Origin of the sequence: Mycobacterium sp. AZCC_0083, assembly GCF_014202335.1 — a bacterium.
Classification (GTDB): Bacteria; Actinomycetota; Actinomycetes; order Mycobacteriales; family Mycobacteriaceae; genus Mycobacterium.
In genome coordinates this window covers 522,368-547,165 of the sequence record NZ_JACHGP010000003.1, presented here as the reverse complement: position 1 = coordinate 547,165, position 24,798 = coordinate 522,368, and the positions used below count along the sequence as shown (strand labels likewise).

General features: G+C 67.0%; 11 protein-coding genes and 3 pseudogenes. 10 read left to right on the top strand and 4 right to left on the bottom strand.

Annotated features, from left to right (window positions below; translation table 11 throughout):
- Positions 1-34 precede the first annotated feature (34 nt).
- From HNP02_RS09755 to HNP02_RS09735, 7 genes and pseudogenes are all read left to right on the top strand, one after another.
- The gene (locus tag HNP02_RS09755; protein ID WP_184437519.1) at positions 35-1,384 is read left to right on the top strand and encodes a UDP-glucose/GDP-mannose dehydrogenase family protein; all 1,350 of its coding nucleotides are present in this window, start codon (positions 35-37) and stop codon (positions 1,382-1,384) included.
- An 80-nt stretch (positions 1,385-1,464) separates the two neighbouring features.
- A pseudogene (locus HNP02_RS44010) lies at positions 1,465-2,634 on the top strand (BTAD domain-containing putative transcriptional regulator); the annotation flags it as partial.
- A gap of 118 nt (positions 2,635-2,752) precedes the next feature.
- Positions 2,753-2,839: pseudogene (locus HNP02_RS44005) on the top strand (hypothetical protein); the annotation flags it as partial.
- Positions 2,812-10,602: an AAA family ATPase gene (locus HNP02_RS09750; protein ID WP_375373655.1), complete on the top strand. Its 7,791-nt coding sequence runs from the start codon at positions 2,812-2,814 to the stop codon at positions 10,600-10,602. The pseudogene HNP02_RS44005 and the gene HNP02_RS09750, both read left to right, overlap by 28 nt.
- A 30-nt stretch (positions 10,603-10,632) precedes the next feature.
- A complete protein-coding gene (locus HNP02_RS09745; protein WP_184437517.1) occupies positions 10,633-10,959 on the top strand; it encodes a DUF1330 domain-containing protein in 327 nt (108 codons plus the stop codon).
- Entirely contained in the window at positions 10,956-12,272 is a 1,317-nt protein-coding gene (locus tag HNP02_RS09740; protein ID WP_184437515.1) for a cytochrome P450, read from the top strand. The genes HNP02_RS09745 and HNP02_RS09740 overlap by 4 nt, the downstream gene beginning before the upstream one ends.
- 1 nt (position 12,273) lies before the next feature.
- Positions 12,274-13,023: a maleylpyruvate isomerase family mycothiol-dependent enzyme gene (locus tag HNP02_RS09735; RefSeq protein WP_184437513.1), complete on the top strand. Its 750-nt coding sequence runs from the start codon at positions 12,274-12,276 to the stop codon at positions 13,021-13,023.
- On the opposite strand, the gene HNP02_RS09730 is transcribed toward HNP02_RS09735, so the two are convergent.
- The gene (locus tag HNP02_RS09730; RefSeq protein ID WP_184437511.1) at positions 13,020-14,255 is read right to left on the bottom strand and encodes a YibE/F family protein; all 1,236 of its coding nucleotides are present in this window, start codon (positions 14,253-14,255) and stop codon (positions 13,020-13,022) included. The genes HNP02_RS09735 and HNP02_RS09730 overlap by 4 nt on opposite strands.
- 95 nt (positions 14,256-14,350) lie before the next feature.
- Between HNP02_RS09730 and HNP02_RS09725 the strand changes: the two genes are divergently transcribed.
- Positions 14,351-15,025, top strand: a complete 675-nt coding sequence (locus HNP02_RS09725) for a DUF4304 domain-containing protein (protein WP_309241487.1) — start codon at positions 14,351-14,353, stop codon at positions 15,023-15,025.
- Positions 15,026-15,030: 5 nt separating this feature from the next.
- Here the strand turns inward: HNP02_RS09725 and HNP02_RS09720 are convergent, their stop codons facing one another.
- The 3 genes from HNP02_RS09720 to HNP02_RS09710 all read right to left on the bottom strand — a co-directional run bounded on the left by HNP02_RS09720 (position 15,031) and on the right by HNP02_RS09710 (position 21,061).
- Positions 15,031-16,302 (bottom strand): pyridoxal phosphate-dependent aminotransferase, encoded by a 1,272-nt coding sequence (locus HNP02_RS09720; RefSeq protein WP_375373649.1) that lies wholly within the window; start codon positions 16,300-16,302, stop codon positions 15,031-15,033.
- Positions 16,303-16,339: 37 nt separating this feature from the next.
- Positions 16,340-19,291 carry a (Fe-S)-binding protein gene (locus HNP02_RS09715; protein WP_184437509.1) on the bottom strand — a complete coding sequence of 984 codons (2,952 nt, stop codon included), beginning with the start codon at positions 19,289-19,291 and terminating at the stop codon, positions 16,340-16,342.
- 129 nt (positions 19,292-19,420) lie between these two features.
- On the bottom strand, positions 19,421-21,061 hold the full coding sequence (locus HNP02_RS09710; RefSeq protein ID WP_184437507.1) for an Hsp70 family protein: 1,641 nt from the start codon (positions 21,059-21,061) through the stop codon (positions 19,421-19,423).
- Between the two features lie 186 nt (positions 21,062-21,247).
- Between HNP02_RS09710 and HNP02_RS09705 the strand changes: the two are divergent.
- Together HNP02_RS09705 and HNP02_RS09700 are read left to right on the top strand one after the other, a co-directional pair.
- Positions 21,248-22,601 (top strand): annotated as a pseudogene (locus HNP02_RS09705) (cytochrome P450); the annotation flags it as partial.
- Between the two features lie 46 nt (positions 22,602-22,647).
- Complete coding sequence (locus tag HNP02_RS09700) at positions 22,648-24,795, top strand: Rv1355c family protein (protein ID WP_184437814.1); 2,148 nt, start codon at positions 22,648-22,650, stop codon at positions 24,793-24,795.
- The last annotated feature ends 3 nt before the right edge of the window (positions 24,796-24,798 follow it).

The window sequence follows — 24,798 nt, the reverse complement described above, 5'->3', positions numbered from 1 at the left end:
CAGTTAGAACATCGGGGCGGCCTATCAAGGCAGTATGCGATGCACAGTGTTCGGCACGGGCTACCTCGGAGCGACACACGCCGCCGGGATGGCTGAACTGGGCCATGAGGTCGTCGGCGTCGACATCGACCCCGGCAAGATCGCCAAGTTGGCGTCGGGCGACATCCCCTTCTACGAGCCAGGCCTGCGAAAAGTCCTGCGCGACAACCTGGATGCCGGACGACTGCGTTTCACCACGGACTACGAAGAGGCCGCCGAGTTCGCCGACGTGCACTTCCTCGGCGTCGGAACCCCGCAGAAGAAGGGCGAATACGGCGCCGACCTGCGTCACGTCCACGCGGTGATCGACACGTTGGTGCCGCGGTTGCGCCGCTCGGCGGTGATCGTCGGCAAGTCGACCGTGCCGGTGGGCACCGCGGCCGAATTGGCCGAGCGGGCCCGCGCTCTCGCGCCGTCGGGAGTCGACGTCGAGGTGGCCTGGAATCCGGAGTTCCTCCGCGAGGGCTTCGCGGTACACGACACCCTGCACCCCGACCGCATCGTGCTTGGCGTGCAACGGGATTCAGTGCGCGCCGAGCCAGCGGTGCGCGAACTGTACGCGCCGCTGCTCGGCGAGGAGGTGCCGTTCCTGGTCACCGATCTTCAGACCGCGGAGTTGGTGAAGGTGTCGGCGAACGCCTTCCTGGCCACCAAGATCTCCTTCATCAACGCGATCTCGGAGGTGTGCGAGGCCGTCGACGCCGACGTCACGCTGCTCGCCGACGCGCTCGGGTACGACCCTCGCATCGGGAGGCGATTTCTCAACGCCGGACTGGGATTCGGCGGGGGCTGCCTACCGAAGGACATCCGCGCGTTCATGGCCCGCGCGGGCGAACTGGGAGCCAACCACGCACTGACGTTCCTGCGCGAGGTGGACAGCATCAACATGCGCAGGCGCACCCGCATGGTGGAGTTGGCCATGAAGGCGTGCGGCGGCTCGCTGCTCGGTGCCAACATCGCCGTTCTCGGTGCGGCGTTCAAACCCGAATCCGACGACGTCCGCGACTCACCCGCACTCAACGTGGCGGGCCTGCTGCAACTCAACGGTGCCACCGTCAACGTGTTCGACCCCAAGGCCATGGAGAATTCGCAGCGGGTCTTTCCCACGCTGAACTACTCGACATCGGCGATCGACGCCTGCGAGCGCGCCGACGCCGTGCTGGTGCTCACCGAGTGGCAGGAGTTCGTCGACCTCGATCCCCACCAGCTCGCCGAGACCGTGCGCGCGAAAGTCGTTGTCGACGGGCGCAATTGCCTGGATGTCGCGAAATGGCAGACCGCCGGCTGGCAAGTCCATGCCCTGGGGCGCCGGATCGAAAACCTGGTCACGACCGTCTCGACGTAGTTTGGTAATGGCCCCGCCTGAGCGCGGACCCTTTACCAAACCTTGACCACCCGTTGAATCGCCTTCCGGACGATGGCTAGGTGATTACGCTTCAACAGGTGGAGTTGGGGGTTCTGGGGCCGCTTCAGGTCCGGCAGTACGGCCTGCCGGTCGCGATCCCCGGCGCCAAACCGCGCGCCCTCCTCACGATGCTCGGGCTGCATGCGGGTTCGGTCGTGTCGGCTGACGCGCTCGTGGAACTCCTGTGGGGCGATGATCCGCCGCGGACCGCGGCCAAGGCACTCCAGACTCACGTCTCGTCTCTGCGTCGCACCCTGGGTGACGGCTTCGTGTTGACGGCGGGGACGGGCTGGACCCTGACGACGACCGAGATCGATGCCACTCGCTACAGGGTGGCCGCGGGGCTGGGTCGCGACGCGATCGCCGCTGGGGACACCAGCCAAGCGGTGGCCCGATTCAACGAGGCGTTGGCGCTCTGGCGTGGGGTCCCCGAGCTTCCCGAGGGCTCGCGAGGCACGTCCGAGAAAACGCGCTGGATCGAAGGCCACGCCGCGTTGGTGGAGGACCGCGCCGACGCCCTGCTCGCGACGGGCCGCGCTGCCGAGATCATCGGCGAGTTGGAGTCCGCGGTGGGCGACGCGCCATTGCGCGAGAGGCGTTGGGGGCAGTTGATGCTCGCCCTCTATCGCGCAGGCAGACAAGGTGAAGCCCTGGGCGCGTTCCGGCGTGCCCGGTCACTGCTGGCCGACGAGCTGGGCGTCGATCCCGGGCCGGACCTTCGCCGGCTCGAGGCCGCTATCGTTGCGCAGGACGATGCGCTGGAAATGCCTGTGTCGCCGCAACTTCAATCCGTGACCCGGGCGGTGACCTTCCTACTCACCGACATCGAAGGCTCAACCGCCGTGTGGGAGGCGCAGGCCGACGCCATGGCGATGGCGCTGGCCAGACACGACGAAATCGTCGAACAGGTCGTCACGTCTCGCGGCGGGCGGCTCATCAAGACTCGCGGCGAGGGTGACGCGACGTTCTCGGTCTTCGACCGGCCGTCGGCAGCGGCCGCCAGCGCCATCGAGCTGCAGGAAGCGATCCGTCATGAGCCATGGGAACTGTTGGCGCCCATGCGCATCCGCGTGGCGCTGCACACCGGCGAGGTCGAGCTTCGCGACGGCGACTATTTCGGCCGGGCGGTCAACCGCGCCGCCCGCCTGCGATCGCTGGCGGCCGGTGGCCAGATCCTCTGCTCGGGCGCGACGGCCGAGCTCGTCATCGACACACTTCCCGACGATGTCGTGCTGGTCGACCTCGGGATGCGGCAGCTGAAAAACCTCCCGCGCCCGGAGCACGTGTTCGAGCTCCGCTTGGAGACCGGTGACGAGCTCCAAGCCGTCACCCCCGACGCACCGATCGAACGGCCTGCCCTGCCGGCGGTGCTGGCGGGGCCTGGACCCTTCGTTGGGCGTGGTCGCGAACTCGAGCGACTTCTGTCCACATGGCACACCGCGCTTGACGGCGGCGCGCATGCGGTGCTGATCGCGGGAGAACCCGGCGTCGGCAAGACGCGCCTAGCCGGTGAATGGTCCCGACACGCCTACGACCAAGGCGCGATCGTCCTCTACGGTCGTTGCGACGAGGACCTTGGTGCGCCCTACCAGCCATTCGCGGAAGCCCTGCGTGCGCTCCTTCCCAGCCTCGGTGCGAGTCGGCTGCGAGGGCTGCGCGGCGTCGAAGCGCTCCTCTCATTGGTTCCCGGACTCACCGACGTCCTACCGGACCTCGCCGCGCCGACGCGCGCCGACCCGGATACCGAGCGCTATGCACTTTTCGATGCCGTCGTCGCGGTGCTCGGAGTCGCCTCCACCAACGCACCCGTTGTCCTGATTCTCGACGACCTGCACTGGGCGGCGAAGCCGACGTTGCTTCTCCTGCGCCATCTCCTGCGCTTCGGCGAGCACGCCCGCGTGCAAGTCGTCGGCACCTATCGCAGCACCGACCTCGATCGCTCGCACCCTCTGGCGGCGATGCTCGCCGACCTCAACCGCGACGGCTCCGCCACGCGCCTTCAGCTCAGCGGCCTCGACCAGGTCGACGTGAGTGCATACCTCGCCGAGGCCGGCTACGACGACGAAGAGCTGGCCCGGGCACTGGCGACGGTCACGGGTGGCAATCCGTTCTTCCTCATCGAGGCGCTGCGCCACGTGGATGAAAGCGGTGGCCGCTGGGATCCGAGCACCCTGCCTCAGGGAGTTCGGGAAGCCGTGAGCCGCAGGCTTTCTCGGCTTCCGACGGAGACGAACAAGGCACTTGCGGCGGCCGCCGTCGTCGGCAGCCACTTTGCGCTGGCGTTGGTCGAAAGTGTGGTTGGCGAAGACCTCATCGACGCGTTCGACGAAGCGTCCAAGGCGGGCATCGTGATCGAAGAACCTGGCGGTCGTTACCGGTTCAACCACGCCATCGTCCGACAGTCGCTGCTCGCCGAGCTGGCGTCCGTGCGGCGTATGCGGCTGCATCAGAAGATCGCCGCGACACTCGAGACACAACTGGGCGCGGATGACGAGCTCCTGGCCGAATTGGCCTACCACTACTTCGAATGTGCTTGGGCGGGAAATGCGGCCAAGGCCGTCGAGTACTGCAGGCGTGCCGCGGACCAGGCAATGGCACGACTGGCGTACGAAGGCGCCGCGGACCTCTACGACAGGGCGTGGCACGCACTCGAGGAGATTGACGACGAGCTGCCCGATCGCGGCGATCAACAAGCCGAGCTGCTGGTCGCTCGCTGTGAGGCGCTGCTGGCCGCGGGTGACGTGGTTCCGGCAAGGGGCGCAGTCTCGCAGTTGCAAGAAGCCGCGGGCGATTCCGGCCGCCTCGCGGCGTGGGGCACGTGTTTCGACGGCCAGCTCTCGATGCTCACCGATCCCGAGCGCTTGGACGAAATCGAATCCGCGGTGGGCGCGGCCGCCGAAAAGCTGGCCGGACTGGACGACGCCGCGGGGGAGGCCAAGGCGCACACCGTGCGGGCCGGGTGCCTGGCCCGCCTCGGGCGCATCGGCGATTGCGAAACCGCGTTGGACCAAGCGCTGACCGCGGCGCGACGTGCGGGTGAACACCGCCGAGTGAACGCCGTGCTGGCGCAGGCGCCACTTGCCGCACTGTGGGGCCCCAATCCGGTTCCGCGAGCGGGCGGACGGTGTCTCGACGTCGTGCGACTGCTGCGCATCACCACTGGATCACCTGTGGTGGAGGCAACGTCGACGAGGTGTCAGGGCGTGCTGGATGCGTTTCGCGGACGCGCCGCGGCGGGCCGGCAGCTGATCGACTCTGCCCGACGCACACTCACCGAGCTCGGCATGCGGCACGCTCGGCTCGAGGTCGACCAGTTCGCAGGCATCGTCGAGTTGGTCGCCGATGATCCCGCAGCCGCCGAGCCGCATTTGCGGCGGGCGTACAACGGCTTTCGTCGCATGGGACTCGACGTTGACACGGCCGAGACCGCCGCATTGCTGGCTCGAGCCTGTCTGGCGCTCGACAGAGACGCCGAAGCCGACGAATTATGCTCGGAGAGTGAGCGTCTCGCCGGCCACGCGTTGAAAGCGTCGATTGCGTGGCGCACGGTTCGGGCTCAGCTACTGGCGCGCGGCGGCGCTCACGACGAGGCCCGCCGGGTGGCCGAGGAAGGCGTCGCCCTGGCTGAGCGCACGGACGCCTTGGTCGATCACGGCGACGCGTGTCTGGCGCTCGCGACTGTTTTGGGCGCCGCCGGCGACACCATGGGTGCACGGGCGGCCGCCAGTCGAGCGGTCGAACTGTATGACCTGAAAGGAGCTGCGGCACTTGCGGAGAAGGCACGCAGCATACTCGGCGTCGAACTACCGGCCGGCCCGGCTGCACACGGACTGCCAGCGGTGGAGCCGAACAACGCGTGCCTGCGAGCGATCCGACGGATGGAAGACCTTCTCGAACGCCACGGGTGGGAAGAGTTCGAACAGCAGTTTGCGTCTGAAATCTCGATGGAGAACCGGCGGAAAATAGTCGGCTTTCCTCCGCGCACTTTCACGTCGAGCGAGTGGGTACACGAAATAAGACTCATTCGCGAGTTGGGCGCTCGGCATCGCAACACCGCCGTCGCTGTCCGAGGCGAGCGCGTCGCTCTCATTCGATTGGAAGTTCGGACGGCAGACGTAAGCCCCGGAGCCCCGCGTGATGAGAGTCTCCAATTGGTCGGCCTCAACGAAGACGGCCGAGTCGCGCATCAGTTGTGGTTCGACGTCGAAGACCTCGACGCCGCAATGGCCGAACTGAACGCCGCTTGTGCCCGGCTCGAGGAGCGACATCCGCGAGCACCGCTCGAGAACGCTGCAAGCCGAGCCGATGGTCGGTGTAGCGCGCTGTTCGCGGATAGGCGCTTCGATGAGATCGGTGCGCTGCTCACCGACAACATCCGGGTCGAGGACCGTCGGCGAGGTTTCAGCCGAGAGAGCAACGACCGCGCGGCAGAGGTCGCCAATGTCAGTGTCATCGCGGCCCTCGGCGCCGAAAAGGTCACTGCGACGCCGCTCGCGGTGCGGGGCGAACGCCTCTGCCTGAGCCGTTTACGGTTCGAGGGACGCGACGCGCGGCGAGAGCCATCCGACACCGAGCGGCTGGTAGTCGACGCATTATCGATCACTGAGGTCGACACCGATGGGCTGACAGTCGCCAGGACACATTTCGATCCCGACGACATCGACGCCGCGGTCGAGGAGCTCGACGCCCGCTACGTGGCCGACGAAGCCGCGGACCACGCGCAGGCTTGGTCGGTCATCACGGGGGCATTCGCTGCGGTGAACCGGCACGATCTCCCAGAGTTGACGTCGGACTGGGTGAACGTAGATCACCGACGGGCGGCATCGTTCGCGCCGGGTGAATTGGCCGCATACACCCGTGCCACCTGGGAACAACTGCCGGACGTCATGGTCTACGTCGAGGCCGTGCATCGACTGACCGACTTTGGCGCAGTCGTTACCCAAATGGCAAGCGGGACCTCGCAGGAGGGATTTCACGCCGAGTGGCACGAAAGCGCTGTCTACACGGTTGAAGACGACCGGCTCAGCCGCTGCGAGCTATTCGACGAGGCAGACATCGACGCCGTACTCGCGAAGTTCGATGAGCTCAGCCGTCCGACGCCGCGGCTGGAAAACGCCGCAAGCAAGGCAGGCGAACGCTTCCTGGCGTTCTTCGCGGCTAGCGACTGGGACGCCATGGCGGAAGTCCTGGCCGACGGATATTCCAGCGACGATCGCCGTCGGGTAGTCAATTCGGGCGTTCAGCAGGGTCGAGACGCAGAGATCCTGAACATGCAGGCAATCGACGACCTCTGGATCACGAACGTGTCGACGAACGTCATCGCGACCCGTGGGGGACACCTCACCCTCATGCGTGCCCGCTACTCAGGCCGCGATCAAGGGCCGGAGGTCTACCGCACGGAGATACTCGGCGTCATCGCGATCAACACCGACGATCGAATCTCGTCGCTCGTCGTGTTCGACCCCGATGACTTCGACGCCGCCTTCGAGGAGCTCGACGCCCGCTACCTCGCGGGCGAGGCGGCACCGTACGCGCACGTGTGGCAGAGCGCGATGGACACTCTCGGCGAAGCGAACCGTCATGAGCCAGGGCCGATCATCACGGGACTTACATACGTCGATCATCGACGAGTCTCGTTCGGGTCGGGGGACTTCGGGCGGGCGGTCGAGGAGCTGTGGGCCCTCGTGCCCGATGCCCGCTATCGGGCGACGGCAGTACAAGCGCTTGACGCCCACGGCACAGTCGCCAGCCTCGTCATCGAAGGCACCGACTCGCATGGGAACAAACTGGAGTGGTCTCGCATCGTTTCGCTTGTTCCCGACGAACTGCGGATGGACGTGTACGAAGACGACGACGTGGACGCCGCGCTCGCCCGGTTTGGGGAGCTGCGTTCACGAGCGCGGAAGCTGGAAAACGCGGCAAGCCGAGTGGCGGCGCGCGTCCAGGCGTGCTTCGCGGCCCAGGACTGGGGCGCGACGGCCGAGATGCTGGACGCCGACGTTTTCGTCGAAGATCGCCGTCGAGTCGTGAGCGCCGACCTCCTTCGCGGTCGGGATGTCGAGATCACAAATATGCGGGCCTTCCATGACCTTGGAGTGACAACGGCAATTCCAGACGTGATCGCGACCCGCGGCGGGCGGCTTGTTCTCAATCGCACCCGCTACTCCGGCACGGACCAGCGGCCAACGGCTTTCCACATCGACACGCTCGACATCGTCGAGATCAACGCTGACGAGAGGGTCACGGCGCACATCCTTTTCGACGCCGACGACCTCGAATCCGCCATCGAGGAGCTCGACGCGCGCTACCTCGTCGGCGAAGCGGCGCCGCACGCGCACGCCTGGTCGGTGATCGCCAAGGGCTACGGCGCGTTCAACCGGCGCGAGCTCCTCGCGACGACGCCGGAATGGGAAAACGTTGACCATCGTCGTGGAGCAGCTTTCGCGCCCGGCGACATGATCGCGTACATCCACGCTGCCTGGGACGACTCGCCTGACACCAAGATCTACATCGCGGCGGTGCATCGACTGAGCAACCTCGGAGGTGTCGTCACACATGTCGCGCATGGGAGCTCGCAAGAGGGCTTCGGCGCGGAGTGGCGGGACATTCACATTCTGACGGTCGAACGTCAAACGTTCAGCCGCTGCGAGCTGTTCGATGAGACAGACCTCGATGCCGCGCTCGTTAGATTCGACGAACTGAGCCGGCTGGCACAGCGGCTGGAAAACGCGGCGAGCCAAGTGGCCGAACGCTTTCTAGATCAATTCGCGGCGCGCGACTGGGACACCATGGCGGAGATATTGGCCGACGACTATTCCAGTGACGATCGCCGTCGGGTGGTGAACGCGGGAGTCCGACACGGTCGAGATGCAGAGATCATCAACCTGCAGGTCATCGAGGGCTCCGACGTCGGGTTCACGAACGTGGCACCGACCGTCATTGCCACCCGAGGTGCGCGCCTCACCTTCATCCGCGCGCGTTGGTCAGGTCGAGACCAGCCACCCGACGCGTTCAATATGGATATGCTCCACATCGTCGAAGTCGGGGCCGACGAACGGATGTCGGCGTCCATCACGTTCGACCTCGACGACATCGACGCCGCCTTCACCGAACTCGATGCCCGGTACCTCGCCGGCGAAGCGGCGCCCTATGCGCACACGTGGTCGGTCATCGCGCGGGGCCTTGCCGCATTCAACAGGCGCGAACTGCCCGGGTTCACGCCCGATTCGGTGAACATCGATCACCGTCGAGCGAGAGGGTTCCCACCCGGCGACCTGACCGCATACATAGGCGCCACGTGGGATCTCGCACCGGACATCAGCGTCTACGCCGAGGCCGTGCATCGGCTGAGCAACCTTGGAGCGGTCTGGACCCACGCAGTCAGCGGGACTTCGCAAGACGGTTTCGACGCCGAATGGCGGGAAATCTGCCTTGCGACCGTTGAAGGCGACCTGATCAACCGCATCGAGATGTTCGAAGAGGAGGACGTCGCCGCCGCGCTCGCGCGGTTCGACGAGCTCAGTCGGCCGGCGCCGCCGCTCGAGAACGCGGCAAGCCAAGTTACCGAACGCTTTTGGGCGCATTTCATGGGCCGCGAGTGGGACGCGATCGTGCGGCTACTAGCGCAGAACGTTGCTACGGACGATCGTCGTCGGGTGGTGAACTCCGGTGCCCTAGATGGTCGGGATTCCGTGATTGCCGCAATGTCCGCAATGGCCGAGGTCGGAGTCAAGCACGTCACGTCAGAAGTGATTGCGATCCGTGGCGAGCGCCTCGTCCTTGGCCGTACCCGATCTGCGGGCAGCGAGCGGCCGGAGTCGTTCCGCGTCGATGCCCTCGACATTGTCGAGATCGATGCGGATGGGCGAATCGCATCACATGTGGCGTTCGACCTCGACGACATCGATGCTGCGTTCGAGGAACTCGAAGCTCGATACATTGCGGGCGAAGCAGCCGAGCATTCCCACACGTGGTCGCTCATTGCGCGCGCCTCCGCCGCGTTCAACCGACATGTGATGCCCCCGACGACGCCGGACTGGGTCAACATCGACCACCGCAAGGTGACAGCGTTCGCTCCCGGCGACATGTCTCCATACATGCGTGTCACCATTGACGTTGCGCCGGACATCAAGTTCTACATCGAGGCAGTGCACCGACTAAACAACCTCGGGGCGGTCTTCACCCAGCGGGGGCGTGGGATCTCGCCCGACGGTTTCGACGCCGAATGGCGGGAAATCTGCCTTGCGACCGTTGAAGGCGACTTGATCAACCGCATCGAGATGTTCGAAGAGGAGGACATCGACGCCGCGCTCGCGCGGTTCGACGAGCGCAATCGACCAGCGCATCGGCTGGAAAACGCGGCGAGCCGAATGTACTACCGCTTCAACGGGTACCTCATGGCTCGCGACTGGGACGCCATGGCGGAGATGGTCGCCGACGACATTTGCAATGACGATCGTCGGCGGGTGGTAAGCAGCGGAGTCCTACGCGGGCGTGATGCCCAGACCGCGAATTTGCGGGCCGTGGTCGACGTCGGGGTCAAGAACTTGGAATCTGTCGTCATCGCGACCCGCGGAGAGCGCGTCGCGCTCATGCGGACCTGTGTATCGGGCGGGCAGCTGCCCGAGGCGTTCGGCCTCGAGTTGTTGACCATCATCGAAATCGACAGCGACAACCGGATTTCGTCGGGCATCCAGTACGACCCCGATGACATCGATGCCGCGTTCGAGGAACTCGAAGCCCGCTACCTCGCAGGCGAAGCGGTCGAGCATTCCCACACGTGGTCGCTCATTTCGCGCGCCTCCGCCGCGTTCAACCGGCACGTGATGCCCCCGACGACGTCGGACTGGATCAACGTCGACCACCGCAAAGTGACAGCGTTCGCGCCCGGCGATATGACCGCGTACATGCGCGCCACGTTTGGCGTTGCGCCGGACATCAGGTTCTACATCGAGGCGGTGCACCGTCTAACCGACCTCGGCGCGGTCTTCACCCAAGCGGGGCGCGGGATCTCGCACGAGGGTTTCGAGGCCGAGTGGCGCGACGTCGTTCTCATGTCGATCGAAGGCGACCAGTTCAACCGGTGCGAGGTGTTCGACGAGACGGACCTCGACGCCGCGCTCGCCAGGTTCGACGAGCTCAGCCGGCCCGCACCGTAGCGGAGCCGCTCGCGTCGTAACGTCACGGCCATGACTGTCTACGCCCTGAACCTGTTCGACGTCGCCGACCGGGACGAATACCTGGCCTACTCCAAGCGGTCGGCGGCCGAGGTCGCCAGGCACGGCGGCCGCGTGGTGGCGCTCGGCAAGTTCCGCGAGGCCATCCTCGGCGACGTCGCGGCCCGTCAGGTGCTGATCCTGGTCGAGTGGGACTCCAAGGACGCCTTCGACGGTTATTGCAACGACCCCGATCTGGCCGACCTGCACGCCCACCGCGAGAACGGATCGTCGGCGTATGTGTGGCAGCTGTTCGACCGGTTGGACGATCTGCGTCCGGTGCTTAAGCTCGAAAGATGAGGGCTACCGTTCGACAGCGTCTGCACTGGCTGGCCCTGCACGGGGTGATCCGGGGGCTGGCGTCCTACGGCGCCAAGCGCGGCGAGATGCAAGGCCGGCTGATCGCCGATCTGACGGTGCGGGCCGACCCCGGTGGCTTCGCCGACGAACTGCGGGCGCAAGGCGAGCTGGTCCGCGGCCGTGCCGCGTGGCTCACCACCGATCACGCGCTCGCGCATCAGCTGCTGCGTTCCGATGACTTCGCCGTGACGGCAATAGGCAAGACGCTGCCGGGCCCGTTGGGCTGGCTCGAAGGCAAGACCGCGGTCAAGGGTCGGCTGCATCCACTGCTTCCTCCGTCGCTGCTATCCGTCGAACCCCCCGAACACACCCGCTACCGCAAGACGGTGTCGTCGGTGTTCACCACCAGAGCCGTTGCCGCACTGCGGGAACGCGTACAGCAGGCCGCAGCCGCGCTGATCGACGACTTGGGTGACGGCACCGTCGATGTCGTCGATCGGTACTGCTCGCAGCTGCCGGTCACCGTCATCGGCGACATCATCGGCGTGCCGGACGACGAACGGCCTCGCATCCTCGAGTTCGGCGAGCTCGCTGCGCCTAGCCTCGACATCGGCCTGCCGTTCGAGCAGTACCTGCGCGTCGAGGCTGGCCTCGACGGCTTCAACGAATGGCTGGCCAACCACATCAGCCGCCTGCGGCGCGCCCCAGGTGACGACCTGATGAGCCAGCTCATCGCGGCGAGCGACGGCGGCGCACGGCTCAACGACGACGAACTGCGCGCCACGGCCGGACTGGTGCTCGCCGCGGGCTTCGAGACCACGGTGAACCTGCTCGGCAGCGGCATCCGGATCCTGCTCGAGCATCCCGACCAGCTCGCGATGCTGCTCGACGACCCCGATCTGTGGCCAGGCGCGGTCGAGGAGATCCTGCGGCTCGAATCACCGGTGCAGCTGAGCGCCAGGGTCGCCCGCGAGGACACTGAGGTGGCGGGCCGGACCGTCGAACGCGGCGAGCTCGTCATCCTCTACCTCGCTGGGGCCAACCGCGATCCCAAGGTGTTCCCCGACCCGCACCGCTTCGACATCACCCGCGAGAACGCAGGCAAGCACCTGTCGTTCTCCGGAGGCAGGCACTTCTGCCTCGGCGCCGCACTGGCCCGCGCCGAGGGCGAGGTCGGCCTTCGCACGTTCTTCGAGCGCTACCCCGACGCCGCGCTGGCAGGCGCGGGGAGCCGTCGCGACACCAGGGTGTTGCGCGGTTGGTCGTCCCTGCCGATCGCACTTGGCAAGGCGCGCAGCGAGGTACGTTCGTAGGGTGGATTTCAGGTCAGCCCTGATCGAGGAGACCAAGGCGTTCGGCGCCCAGATTCGTGCCGGTGATCCTGCGATACCGGTGCCTACCTGTCCGGGCTGGACGCTCAACCAGCTGTTCAAGCACGTCGGCCGCGGTAACCGGTGGAGCGCCCAGATCGTCGCAGAACGACGCCAGGAGGAGCTGGACCCCCGCACGGTTACCGACGGCAAGCCCCCCGACGACCCCGACGCCGCGATCGAGTGGCTCGACGGCGGCGTCCAACTGCTGCTGTCCGCGGTCGACCAGGTCGGTCCGGAAGCCAGGGTGTGGACGTTTCTCGGCTCGCGGCCCGCGGGGTGGTGGATCCGGCGCCGCCTGCACGAGGCGACCGTGCACCGCGCCGATGCGGCGCTGGCCCTCGGTGCCGACTTCGAGCTGTCACCCGAACTGGCCGCCGACGGCGTCACCGAGTGGATCGACCGGTGCACCCTCCAGGCCGACCCGCACGCGTCCCCGCTGCCCCGCGGTTCGTCGCTGCACCTGCACGCCACCGACGACGGCCTTGGCCCGACGGGGGAATGGACGATCACCAACGACGAGGACGGCGTGAACTGGTCGCACGACCACGTCAAGGGCGAGACGGCCGTGCGCGGCAGGGCGGTGGATCTGCTGCTGACCATCACGCGGCGGCGCACGTCCGCCGAGGCGGGCATCGAGGTGTTCGGCGACGCCACCGTCTGGGACGGCTGGCTCAGCCACACACCGTTCTAGCGGGCATCCCCGGGAACGTTGGCGGGCGTCGCCAGAATGGCGGCAATGGCCGTCGTCAACGGCACCGACAACGCCAACGCGATGCCACCAACCGCCGACCGTGCGATCTCGATGGCCACGCTCTCGCTGGTCAGCACGTCGCCAAGGGAGCGGTTGGCCACGCTGAACAACAGCAGCAGCGGCAACGCACTACCCGCGTAGGCCAGCACCAGCGTGTAGACGGTGCTCGCGATGTGGTCGCGGCCCACCCGCATCGCGCCAAGGAAGATCGCCGTGCGCGACGCCCCGTGCTCGGCGAGTTCGAACGCCGTCGACGCCTGCGTGACGGTGACATCGTTGAGCACGCCCAGCGAGCCGACGATGAAACCGGCGAGCAGCAGCCCGGTGATCGACACGTTGCCGAGGTAGGCAGCGACCTCGTTGTTCTGATCCTCCGATAACCCGGTCAGATGCGCCAGTTCGATTGCACCCCAGGACAACACGCCTGCAAGCAGCAGCGAGGCCAGCGTGCCAAGCAGTGCCGCGCTGGTCCGCAGGCTCACCCCGTGCGCCAGATAGATCACCGCATAGAGGATCGCCGCCGATGCCACCAGAGAGACGGGAACCGCCGGTGCGCCGTCGCGAAGGGCGGGCAGCAGGAAGACCGTCAGAACTCCGAACGCGACGACGATGCCGACCATCGCCCGCAACCCACGCCACCGCGCGACGGCCACGATCACCACCGCGAACACGGCGGCCAACCCGACGAGTGCCCACGTCCGCTCGAAGTCGAAGAACGCGTAGCTGGTGGCGCCGTTCTGATCCACCTGCCTGCTGACCCGGATGTCGTCGCCGACTGCCAGGCTGGGCTGCCCGGGTCCCGGGCTGAACTCCAGCAGGGTGTTGGCGCCGTCGTTCGGCCCCGAGTCGATGGTGACCAGTGACTGCACGCACTGACCGCCGCCGGGCGGCGCCGCGACGGGCGGAGCGGTGAGGACCGTGCCCACCGAGGTGCTTCCGCAGTCCGCGAACCCGCTCGAGATGACGTGGGCGGATTCGGTGGTGACGGCTCCACCCGCCGCGTTCTGGAACGGCAGCGGGATGTCGACGCTCTGTTGGTGGGGCCACAGCAGCGCGGCTCCTGCGATGACCGCGACACCGATGGCGATCAGCAGGCCGACGACGATCTTGGCGGCCAGCGGGCCAAGCGGCGCAGGTCCGGACGGCTGCGAGTGCGAGTGTGAATGCGCCACCCGGACAGGGTAGAGGGCGACGCTGAATTGCCGCGCGGAGCACGCGTCCGGGCGGCTTAGTCTTTTCTGAACGGGGTCGTGGGGAGGAAAACGGCGTGGATGAACGCGAAATCGAGCAGTCGCCCTTGAAGCGGGCGTTCGAGCTCATGCTGTCAACGGATGTTCGTCCGTTTCTCGGGACGCGCGGTTTCACTCAGCGCGACAGTGCCTTTCGTCGGAGCCGCGGGCCTCTGTACGACGTGATCGGATTCCAAGAGAATTGGCACAACGGCAACACCCCGTCACACGGCTACTTCATCAACGTGGGCATTGGGTCCACCGAGGTTGATTCGACGTGGCCGCACGAGAACCTTGGCGGCTGGCCGCTCTTTGGTTGCCTATTCGACAGACGTTGGGAGTCGGTGGTGCCTGATCTTCCGCACGAGATTCGCTTCGGTCATGCCACCGACATGGTCGCGTTCGCCGACGCCCTCTGCGAGGGCCTTGGTCACGTGGTCGCCGTCTTCGACGAATTCGATTGCACGTCAACGCTGGTGCGCTACGCAGTCGAGAACAATCTGCTCATTCAGTACGAGCGGACGTGCTGTTATCTGGCAGCCGTCGACGACGGAGACTCGTTGATCGCCTATGTCGGGTTGTTGCATGACAACTTTGGACACCAGGAGCGGTGGTCGATCTTCAACCGCCGGATTAGCCAGGTGACGGGCGCGTGGACGTCGACCTTGGTACGTCTCGGCCTGCTCGACCTCGTCGACGAAACGCAAGGCTGAACGAACTACTGGCGGTAGGACGCCAGGAAGTTGCCGAGCCGTTCGATGGCGTTGGCCAGGTCGCGGGCCCACGGCAGCGTCACGATGCGCAGGTGATCCGGTGCGGGCCAATTGAATCCGGTGCCTTGGGTGACCAGGATCTTCTCCTGCAGCAGCAGATCGAGCACCAACTGCTCGTCATCGTGGATGTCGTGCACCTCGGGATCGAGCCGCGGGAACGCGTAGAGCGCACCCTCGGGCTTGACGCACGACACCCCCGGGATGTCGTTGAGCTTGCTCCAGGCAACGTCGCGCTGCTCCAGCAGCCTGCCGCCGGGCAGCACCAGGTCGTCGATGCTCTGATGCCCGCCGAGTGCCACCTGAATGGCGTGCTGCGCGGGCACGTTCGGGCACAACCGCATGTTCGACAGCAGGCTGATGCCCTCAATGAAGCTGGTGGCGTGTTCCTTCGGGCCGGTGATCACCAGCCAGCCCGCCCGGTAACCGGCGACCCGGTAGGCCTTCGACAGCCCGTTGAACGTCAGGCACAGCTGATCGGGCGCGACCGACGCCATGGCGATGTGCTTGGCCTCGTCGTACAGGATCTTGTCGTAGATCTCGTCGGCCAGGATCAGCAGCTGGTGCTTGCGGGCCAGGTCGGCCATCTGCTCAAGCACCTCGCGGCTGTACACCGCGCCGGTCGGGTTGTTCGGGTTGATCACGACGAGCGCCTTGGTGCGGTCGGTGATCTTCGACTCGAGGTCGGCGATGTCCGGCATCCAGCCCTGCGTCTCGTCGCACAGGTAGTGCACGGGGGTGCCACCGGCGAGCGCCGTCGATGCGGTCCACAGCGGGTAGTCGGGTGCGGGGATCAGGACTTGGTCGCCGTTGTCGAGCAGCGCCTGCAGCGTCATCGTGATGAGCTCGGACACCCCGTTGCCGAGGTAGACGTCGTCGATGTCGAAACGTGGGAAACCGTCGACCAATTCGTAGCGAGTGAACACTGCGCGGCGCGCGCTCGGAATGCCCTTGGAGTCGGAGTACCCCTGGGCGTACGGCAGCGCCTGGATCATGTCGCGCATGATGACGTCCGGCGCCTCGAACCCGAACGGCGCGGGATTGCCGATGTTCAGCTTGAGGATGCGATGCCCCTCGGCCTCGAGCCGGGCGGCGTGATCGTGCACCGGACCGCGGATCTCGTACAGGACGTCCTGCAACTTGGTCGACTGCGTGAACGTGCGCTGTCGCGGCTGGTGGCCGGTGTGCCACGGAACCTGTTGGGTGCTCACGTGCTTCATCGTCCCATTACCGTCCAGCGAATTAGTAATTCCGCCGTTACCGCTTGCCGGGGCGCCGGGTACCCGGCTTGATGCCCAGGCCCACCACCGGTGGCTCCGGCTTGGCAGGCTCAGCGGATTCGCCGTTGGCAGAAGCGGTTTCGATTGGTTCCGGTTCCGCTTCCGGCTCAGCTGGTTTCGCGGCAGGCGTCGCAGCGGGTGCCTTCTTGGCGCCGGGACGGCGCGCGCCCGCAGCGATTCCGAGGCCCTTGACCTCCGGTTCGGGTTTGGCGGGCGCCGCAGGAGCAGTCTCGGCGGGTGCCGCGGGAGCGGATTCCGCAGCGGGCGCGGCGGCCGGAGCGGCCTTCTTGGCACCGGGCCGGCGTGCGCCTGAGGCGATGCCGAGGCCCTTGACCTCGGGTTCTGGCTTGGCAGGCGCCGCGGGCGTCGCCTCGGCAGGTGCGGCCGACGCGGTCTCGGCAGCCGCCGGAGCGACGGCCTTCTTGGCGCCGGGACGCTTGGCGCCACCTGCGATGCCGAGGCCCTTCACCGGCGCCGGCGCGGCCGACGTAGTCTCGGCGGCAGGAGCTGCGGCTTTCTTGGCTCCTGGGCGCTTGGCGCCGCCCGCCAAGCCGAGGCCGGTGACCGGCTTGGCATCTGCCGCGGCGTCGCCCGCTGCAGCGGGTTTGGCCTCGTGGTCTTCGTCGTCCGTGGAGGGCTTCGCCTCGGCGGGAGCGGTCTCAGCCTTGGCGGCGGCTACTTCCGCCCGCGCTGCCGCAGCCTCTGCGGCGGCGCCCTTGGCGGGCAGCGTGACGGCGCTCTTGTCGAGCGAGGCAAGCAGCAGCTGGGCGACGTCGAGGACCTCGGTCTTCTCGACGTCCCTTGCGGCGGCGACGTCGTCGACGCCATCGGTCATCATCACGCGGCAGAACGGGCACCCGGTGGCGATCTTCGATGCGCCGGTGTCCAGCGCCTCCTCGACGCGTTCGTGGTTGACGCGCTTGCCGATGTGCTCTTCCATCCACATCCGCGCACCGCCCGCGCCGCAGCACAGGCCGCGGTCGGCGTGCCGCGGCATCTCCTTGAGCGTGGCGCCCGAGGCTTCGACCAGCTCACGCGGCGGCTCGTAGACCTTGTTGTGCCTGCCGAGGAAGCAGGGGTCGTGGTAGGTGACGTCTTGAGAAACCGGAGTGACGGGGACCAATTTCTTGTCGCGGATCAGCCGGTTCAGGAGCTGAGTGTGGTGCAGCACGGTGTAGTTGGTGCCGAGCTGCGGGTACTCGCGCCCGATCGTGTTGAAGCAGTGCGGGCAGGTCGCGATGATCTTGCGGTCGACCGTCTCGACGCCCTCGAACAGCTCGTTGATGGTCTCCACGTTCTGGGCGGCGAGCTGCTGGAACAGGAACTCGTTGCCCGCACGACGGGCCGAGTCGCCGGTGCAGGTCTCCCCGGTGCCAAGCACCAGGAACTTCACCCCTGCGGTGGCCAGCAGTTCGGCGACGGCCTTGGTGGTCTTCTTGGCGCGGTCCTCATAGGCGCCGGCGCAACCGACCCAGAACAGGTACTCGTAGCCCTCGAAGCTGTCGACGTCCTCGCCGTAGACCGGGACGTCGAAGTCGACCTCGTCGATCCAGTTGGTGCGGTCCTTGGCGTTCTGACCCCACGGGTTGCCCTTGTTCTCGAGGTTCTTGAACAGCACGCCGAGCTCGCCGGGGAACTCGGATTCCACCATCACCTGGTAGCGGCGCATGTCCACGATGTGGTCGATGTGCTCGATGTCGACCGGGCACTGTTCGACGCACGCGCCGCAGTTCGTGCAGGACCACAGCACGTCGGGGTCGATGACGCCGCCCTGCTCGAGGGTGCCGACGAGCGGGCGGAGGTCCTGTGCCGGACCCGAGCCGGGCACGCGGCCGAAGCCGGATTCCGGGACGTGGTGGCCCTCTTCGTGCGGGGTCTCCAGGTCCATGCCTTCGAGCGCACGCGGCTTCTCGCCGAGGATGTAGGGCGCCTTGGCCATCAGGTGATCGCGCAGGTCCATGATGACGAGCTTGGGAGACAAGGGCTTTCCGGTGTTCCACGCCGGGCACTGCGACTGGCAACGGCCGCACTCCGTGCACGTGGTGAGGTCGAGATAGCCCTTCCAGGTGAAGTCCTCGATCTTGCCGCGGCCGAACACCGCGTCCTCGGCGGGATCCTCGAAGTCGATCAGCTGGCCGCCCGACTCCATCGGCAGCAGCGGGCCAAGCGCGTTGGGTAGCCGCTTGAAGGTGACGTTGACGGGCGCAAGACCGATGTGTAGGTGCTTGGAGTGCAGCACGATCAGCAGGAACACCAGCATCACGCCGATGTGCAGCATGAGGGCGACCGTCTCGATGATCTCGTTGACGTTGTGCCCGAGCGGTGCCAGCAGCGTGCCGATGCCGTGTGAGAAGAACGCTCCCCAGCCGTACGGTAAGTTTCCGGTCGCCACCGCCGCGCCGCGGAACAGCGCGTAGGTCCAGATGACGTTGAAGATCATGAAGAGGATCAGCCACGCGCCACCGGTGTGCGAGCCGTAGAACCGCGAGTCACGGCCGTACTCCTTGGGCTCCGAGCGCAGCCGGATGATGGCGAACGTGGTGATGCCGAGCAGCACGGCGAGCGCGAAGAAGTCCTGCAGGAAGCCCAGCGCGTCCCAATGGCCGACGAACGGAATGGCGAACCTCGGGTCGAACAGGACGCCGTAGGCCTCGAGGTAGACGCTCGCCAGGATGAAGAAGCCCCACATGGTGAAGAAGTGGGCGATGCCGGGGATCGACCAGCGCAGCAGCCGGGTTTGCCCGAACACCTCCTTCATCTGCGTGAGGAAGCGGGTGGGGATGTTGTCCTTGCGTGCGTCCTCGTCAAGGGTGGGCTGCCCCGACCGGATCAGGTTCGTCAGCCAGAGCACGCGCTTCGCGGCGAAGACCAGTACGACGGCCGTCATCAGTAGGCCGATGACCAGCCTGATCAACGTCTGCGTATCCACCGCGGGCCTCCCCGTTCCAAGTTACCAGCCAGTAACTTGATCGTGGTTACTGACGGGTAACTTATGCTAGATGCCTGCTCATAGTTGCATCTAGGGGTTGAGCCACGCTACGAAGGCTGACCTAAGTCACTACTTTCCGTTCCCCGGGCCCGGATCGATCGGAATCGTCTTGATCGTCATCTCCGGTGTCGACGTCGGCGGCGAAGGGGTCGTGGTACTCGTCGGAGACGTCGTAGTTGGGGTGGTCTTCGACGTTGTTGCGGGGGTCGTCGGCGTCGTGGTGGTCGGCGTTGCTGAGGTGGTGACCGGAGTGACCGTGACGGTCTGGGGCGGCGGCTGCTGGGGGCGGGGACCCCCAACGGGGATCAGCCGGGGCTGCGGCGTCACGACGACTGTGGACGTCTCGGCGACGGGCGCCACCACCGGCTGCGAGGTGGCCGGCGCTACCGGTGCTGAGGACACGGCGATGCTGCTCGCCGAACTCGCCGGAGCCGTTTCACCGTCGAACTGGGTCATGCCGAAGACCGCCAGTGCGGCGATCGCCGCTGCTGCGGACGCCCCGAAGGCGACCAGCGGCCCGCGCCTGCGCGGGGCGACGTCGTCCCAATCGTGCTCGCCGAACTCGACGGCCGGCCGGCTGAGCTCCACGGGTGCGGGCGGCGCGACGACATCCGTCACGTCACCGGAATCCTCTGACCAGGCCAGCGCGGCCGGTGCCAAGGCGGCGGCCACGGTGGGCGGCGCCGCAGCCACGGCTGGTGCGGTCGGCGTCAGCGTGGTCGCCGTTTCGTCGGACTGCGAGCTGGTCGCCAGTAGCGACGCGCCCGCGGCCGCCGTCAGCTGGGGATGTGGCGTGGTCACGACCTGGGTGCGCAGATGCTGTGAGAGCCGTTGGGTGAGAAGCGGAATGCGCGCGCCACCGCCGATGGTCGCGACCGCGCTGACGTGCGCAGGCTGGACGCCGTTGCGGTCCAGCGTGTCGTCGAGAGCGGCGAGGAAACCGTCCAGCGGCTCGTCGAGGAGTTGCTCGAGTTCGGTCCTGGTCAACCGGATGCTGGTGCGCTGGCCCGGCAGGTCGACGGCGATCGCCGCCGCCGTGTCGGCCGAAAGCCGGTGCTTGGCCAGCTTGCACGCCTCGCGCAACCGGGTCAGCGATCCCACCATGGCAGTGCCGGACGGGTCCGTCTGCGCGGCGTCGCCGAGCTCGGCCACCACCTTGCGCAGAATCGCCCCATCGATGAGATCGCCGGAGAAGTCGCCGAGCCGGACCGTGTCGCCGATGCGGGCGTAGTTTGCGGTCGCGTCGACCAGCGTGATGCTGGTTCCGCTGCCACCGAAGTCGCAGACCGCGACGACACCGCGCGACGGCAGGCCGGGGTTTGCCCGCAGCGCCCGCAACGCCGCCGTGGTGTCGGGGACCAATCGCGTGGTGCGCGGCAGGCTCGTCCGCAGCACATCGACGACGGATGACGGCCAGTGCGCAGGCACCGTCACCGCCACGGCGGACACCATTTCGGCGTTGGGCAGCGCGCTGGTCACGACTTCCAAGGCCTCGGTCAGCAGCGCTTCGGGGCGGTGGGTGGAGCCGTCGGAGGCGACCAGCGGCACCGGATCGCCGATGCGGTCGACGAAGCCGCTGAGCCAGCCGCCCTGTGCGGTGCGAAGTACGGCGGGGTGCACGACGGCCTGCGATCCCGAGGTAGCCACCAGGTTGGTGGCGCCGATGGAGATGCCCAGCGTGTGTGCCGCGGCGTGTCGGTTCGTGATCATGAATCGACGCTAAGGCGATTCAGCGCCACGCGGATCGGTGCCCGACCCGTCGCGATCGCGACCCCCGTAGGGGATTTCGATTAGGGGATGGGGGTTGTTTAGGGGACGGCACATCTCCATCCGGCGGCCGCTGCGCACGCTGGCATAGAGTCCTTGCATTGACTAACCAATCCGGAAGGGGGCCCGGTGACTGACACTGCATCCGCCGATCTGGCATCGCTGCCGTTACCACCGAAGAACCCCTTGCCCTACCGGCAGCGGGCCCGCGCGCTGCGGTCGTTCCACACTGGGATGGACGAGCTCCGCGACGCAGGCGGGCCAGTGACCCGGTTCCGGCTTGGCCCAAACTGGCTGATGCCCCCGATCGTCGTGGCCACGTCCCCGCAGGCGATCCGCGACATCCTCTCCGTCAAGGACGGTGCCGTCGACAAGACGTCGCTGATCCTCTCCGAGCTGCGCAGGGTGCTCGGCGGAAACCTGTTCAACCTCCCCTATGAGCAGTGGCTGCCGCGCAAGCGAACGCTGCAACCGGTCTTCACCAAACAACACGTGCGGCAATTCGGCGGCCACATGGCCGAAGCCGCGGAGAAGGTGTCCGCGGGCTGGGTGGACGGCGACGTCGTCGACCTCGATGCCGAATGCCGAACCCTGACCTTGAGGGCGCTTGGCCGCTCGGTCCTCGGACTGGACCTCACCGATCATGTCGACGACATCGCCGAGCCGTTGCGCACCGCGCTGACCTACGTCGCCGATCGATCGCTGCGCCCCGTGCGTGCGCCCCGCTGGCTGCCGACACCGGCTCGGCGGCGCGCGTTCGCCGGGAGCGACGCGCTGCATCGCCTCGCAGGCGACATCCTGGCCCGGTGTCGCGCCGACCCGACCACGGACGCCCCGTTGGTTCAGGCGCTGATCGCGGCGACCGATCCGGAGTCGGGAAATAGCCTGTCCGACAGCGAGATTGCCGACGAGCTGATCGTGTTCCTCTTCGCAGGGCACGACACCACGGCGACCACGCTCACCTACGCGATGTGGGAATTGGGGCGTCACCCCGAGATTCAGGACCGGGTGGCCGCCGAAGTCGCCGCCCTGCCCGACCGCGAACTGGAACCCGATGACGTCGCTCACCTGGGTTACACGGTGCAGGTGCTGCGAGAGGCGTTGCGGCTGTGTCCCCCTGGGCCGACGGGAACCCGGCTGGCCACCCGCGACGTCGAGGTCGGTGGATACCGGGTCCCCGCAGGCACGTTGCTGATCTTCGCAGGCTGGCAGTGCAGCTCGATCCCACACTCTGGACCGGCCGTTGGCCTTCGACCCCGACCGGTTCAGCGCGGACAACATGAAGAGTCGAGACCTCTGGCAGTACATCCCGTTCGGGGGTGGACCCCGGGCTTGCATCGGCGATCACTTCGCGATGCTCGAAGCGACCTTTGGGCCTGGCCAGTTCATCCGCCGAGTCGGGATATGTTCACTCGACGACGAATTCCCGCTCGCCGTTCCGTTCAGGATGGTCGCGGGCGGCCCGATTCGGGCCCGCATCCGGACCGGAACCCGTTGGGTGCCAACGACTTGGAGACAGCGACGTGAGCATCGACCGAGCCGGGACCGACGCAGGAGCCCATGCGGCGGTGCTGCTGGACCCACGCGACGCGTCCGACCAGGACATGATCTACGAGCTGCGCGCCGACCAGCGGGTGGCGTTCCTCGACGAACACGAGGCACAGGAGAACGCCCTGCGCCGGCTGCCGCCAGAGCCCGATGACGCATTGCTCGTAGAGGGCATTCGGTGGGCCTACTACCCGTGGCGGCGAGCCGTCGTCGCGGTGCTCGGGCCGCGGGGATTCCGCGCGCTCCGCCTCGACCGCAACCGCAACATGATCACCGCGGCAGAACAAGCCCGCCTCGCTACCCTGCGGATCGGCGTCGCCGGACTGAGTGTCGGTCACGTCATCGCGCACACCCTGGCCGCGCAAGGGCTGTGCGGCGAGCTGCGGCTCGCCGACTTCGACGGCCTTGAACTGTCCAACCTGAACCGGGTCCCGGCCACGCTGTTCGATCTCGGGGTGAACAAGGCGACGGTCACGTCTCGGCGCATCGCCGAACTGGACCCCTACCTTCCGGTTCGGGTGCTCGACGCCGGACTGACCCACGACACCGTCGACGAGTTCCTCGACGGACTCGACATCGTCGTCGAAGAGTGCGACTCGCTGGACATGAAGGCTCTGGTGCGCCAAGGAGCAAAGGCCCGCGGAATTCCGGTGTTGATGGCGACCAGTGACCGCGGCCTGGTCGACGTCGAACGCTTCGACCTGGACCCGCAGCGACCCATCCTGCACGGCTTGCTCGGCGAGATCGACCTCGCATTGCTTCCGGGGATGAGCAACCGGGACAAGATCCCGCACATCCTGCGCTACCTGGACGCCGAACGTCTGTCCCCACGGATGGCGGCATCGCTGGTCGAGGTCGACCATTCCCTGTCGACCTGGCCCCAACTGGCCGGCGACGTCACGCTCGGTGCCACCGCGCTGGCCGAGGCCGTGCGCCGCATCGGGCTTGGTGAGCCCCTCGGGTCGGGCCGGACCCGGATCGATGTGAGATGGGCGCTGGACAACCTCCGCGTGCCAGAGATGGCTGGTGCGGGTACCCCGGCCGACGCGGAGTCGCAGGCCGAGCATGCGCCCAGCGACTTGCCGGAAGTCGTTGCGGCGGCAGCGATCCGCGCCCCATCCGGGGGAAACGTGCAGCCTTGGTACGTCGACGTAGACGAGGAATCGGTAACGATCCGCGTGGCTCCCGAGTTCACCTCGGCCATGAACGTCGAGCTGAGGGGCAGCGCCGTCGCCGTCGGCGCCGCGTTGTTCAACGCCACTGTCGCCGCGGCCGCGTACGGCCGTCTCGGACCGGTGAGCGTGGGCGAGGACGGTGGAAGACTGGCCGCGACGCTGCGCTTCGGTCACGACGCCGCCCCCGAACTCGCCGCGCTGTACCAGCCCATGCTGGAGCGCGAAACCAACCGGCGCCACGGCGAACCGGGGGCACTGAGCGCGGAGACCGTCGCGGCTATGCACGCGGTCGCCGACCGGCACGGGGCCCGGCTCAGTGTGGTGACCGACCGGTCAGACATCGACGCCGCCGCCACGATCCTCGCCGCCGCAGACCGGACCCGGTATTTGACCCCTCGGCTGCACGCGGAGATGTTCTCCGAGCTTCGTTGGCCGGGAGACCCTGACCCGGACGCCGGTATCGACGTGCGCAGCCTCGAACTCGATCCGGGCGACTACGCCGTCATGGGCATCCTTCGTCGTCCGGAAGTGATGGCCCACCTCGCCGAATGGAACGCAGGCTCGGCGCTCGGCGACGACACCAGGGATCGGGTGCAGGCCAGCTCTGGGCTCGCCGTCGTGTCGGTGACCGGCCACGAATTGGCCGACTTCGTACGCGGCGGATCGGCCATGGAGGCGGTGTGGATCACCGCGCAACAACACGGCCTGGCGGTCCAACCCGTATCACCGGTTTTCCTCTACGCCCGCACGCCCGAGGAGCTCAAGGAGCTGTCGGGCGCCTTCTGCGACGAGTTGGCGACACTGCAATCGCAGTTCCGTGCACTCGTCGGTACCGAGCCCGGCGCTGCTCAGATCTTGGTGTTGCGCCTGGCCAGCAGCGCGCCGACATCGGTGAAGAGCCGCAGAGACACGAATCGTTTGCGTTTGCGTAAAAATTCACCTTGGTTACCGTAAGGG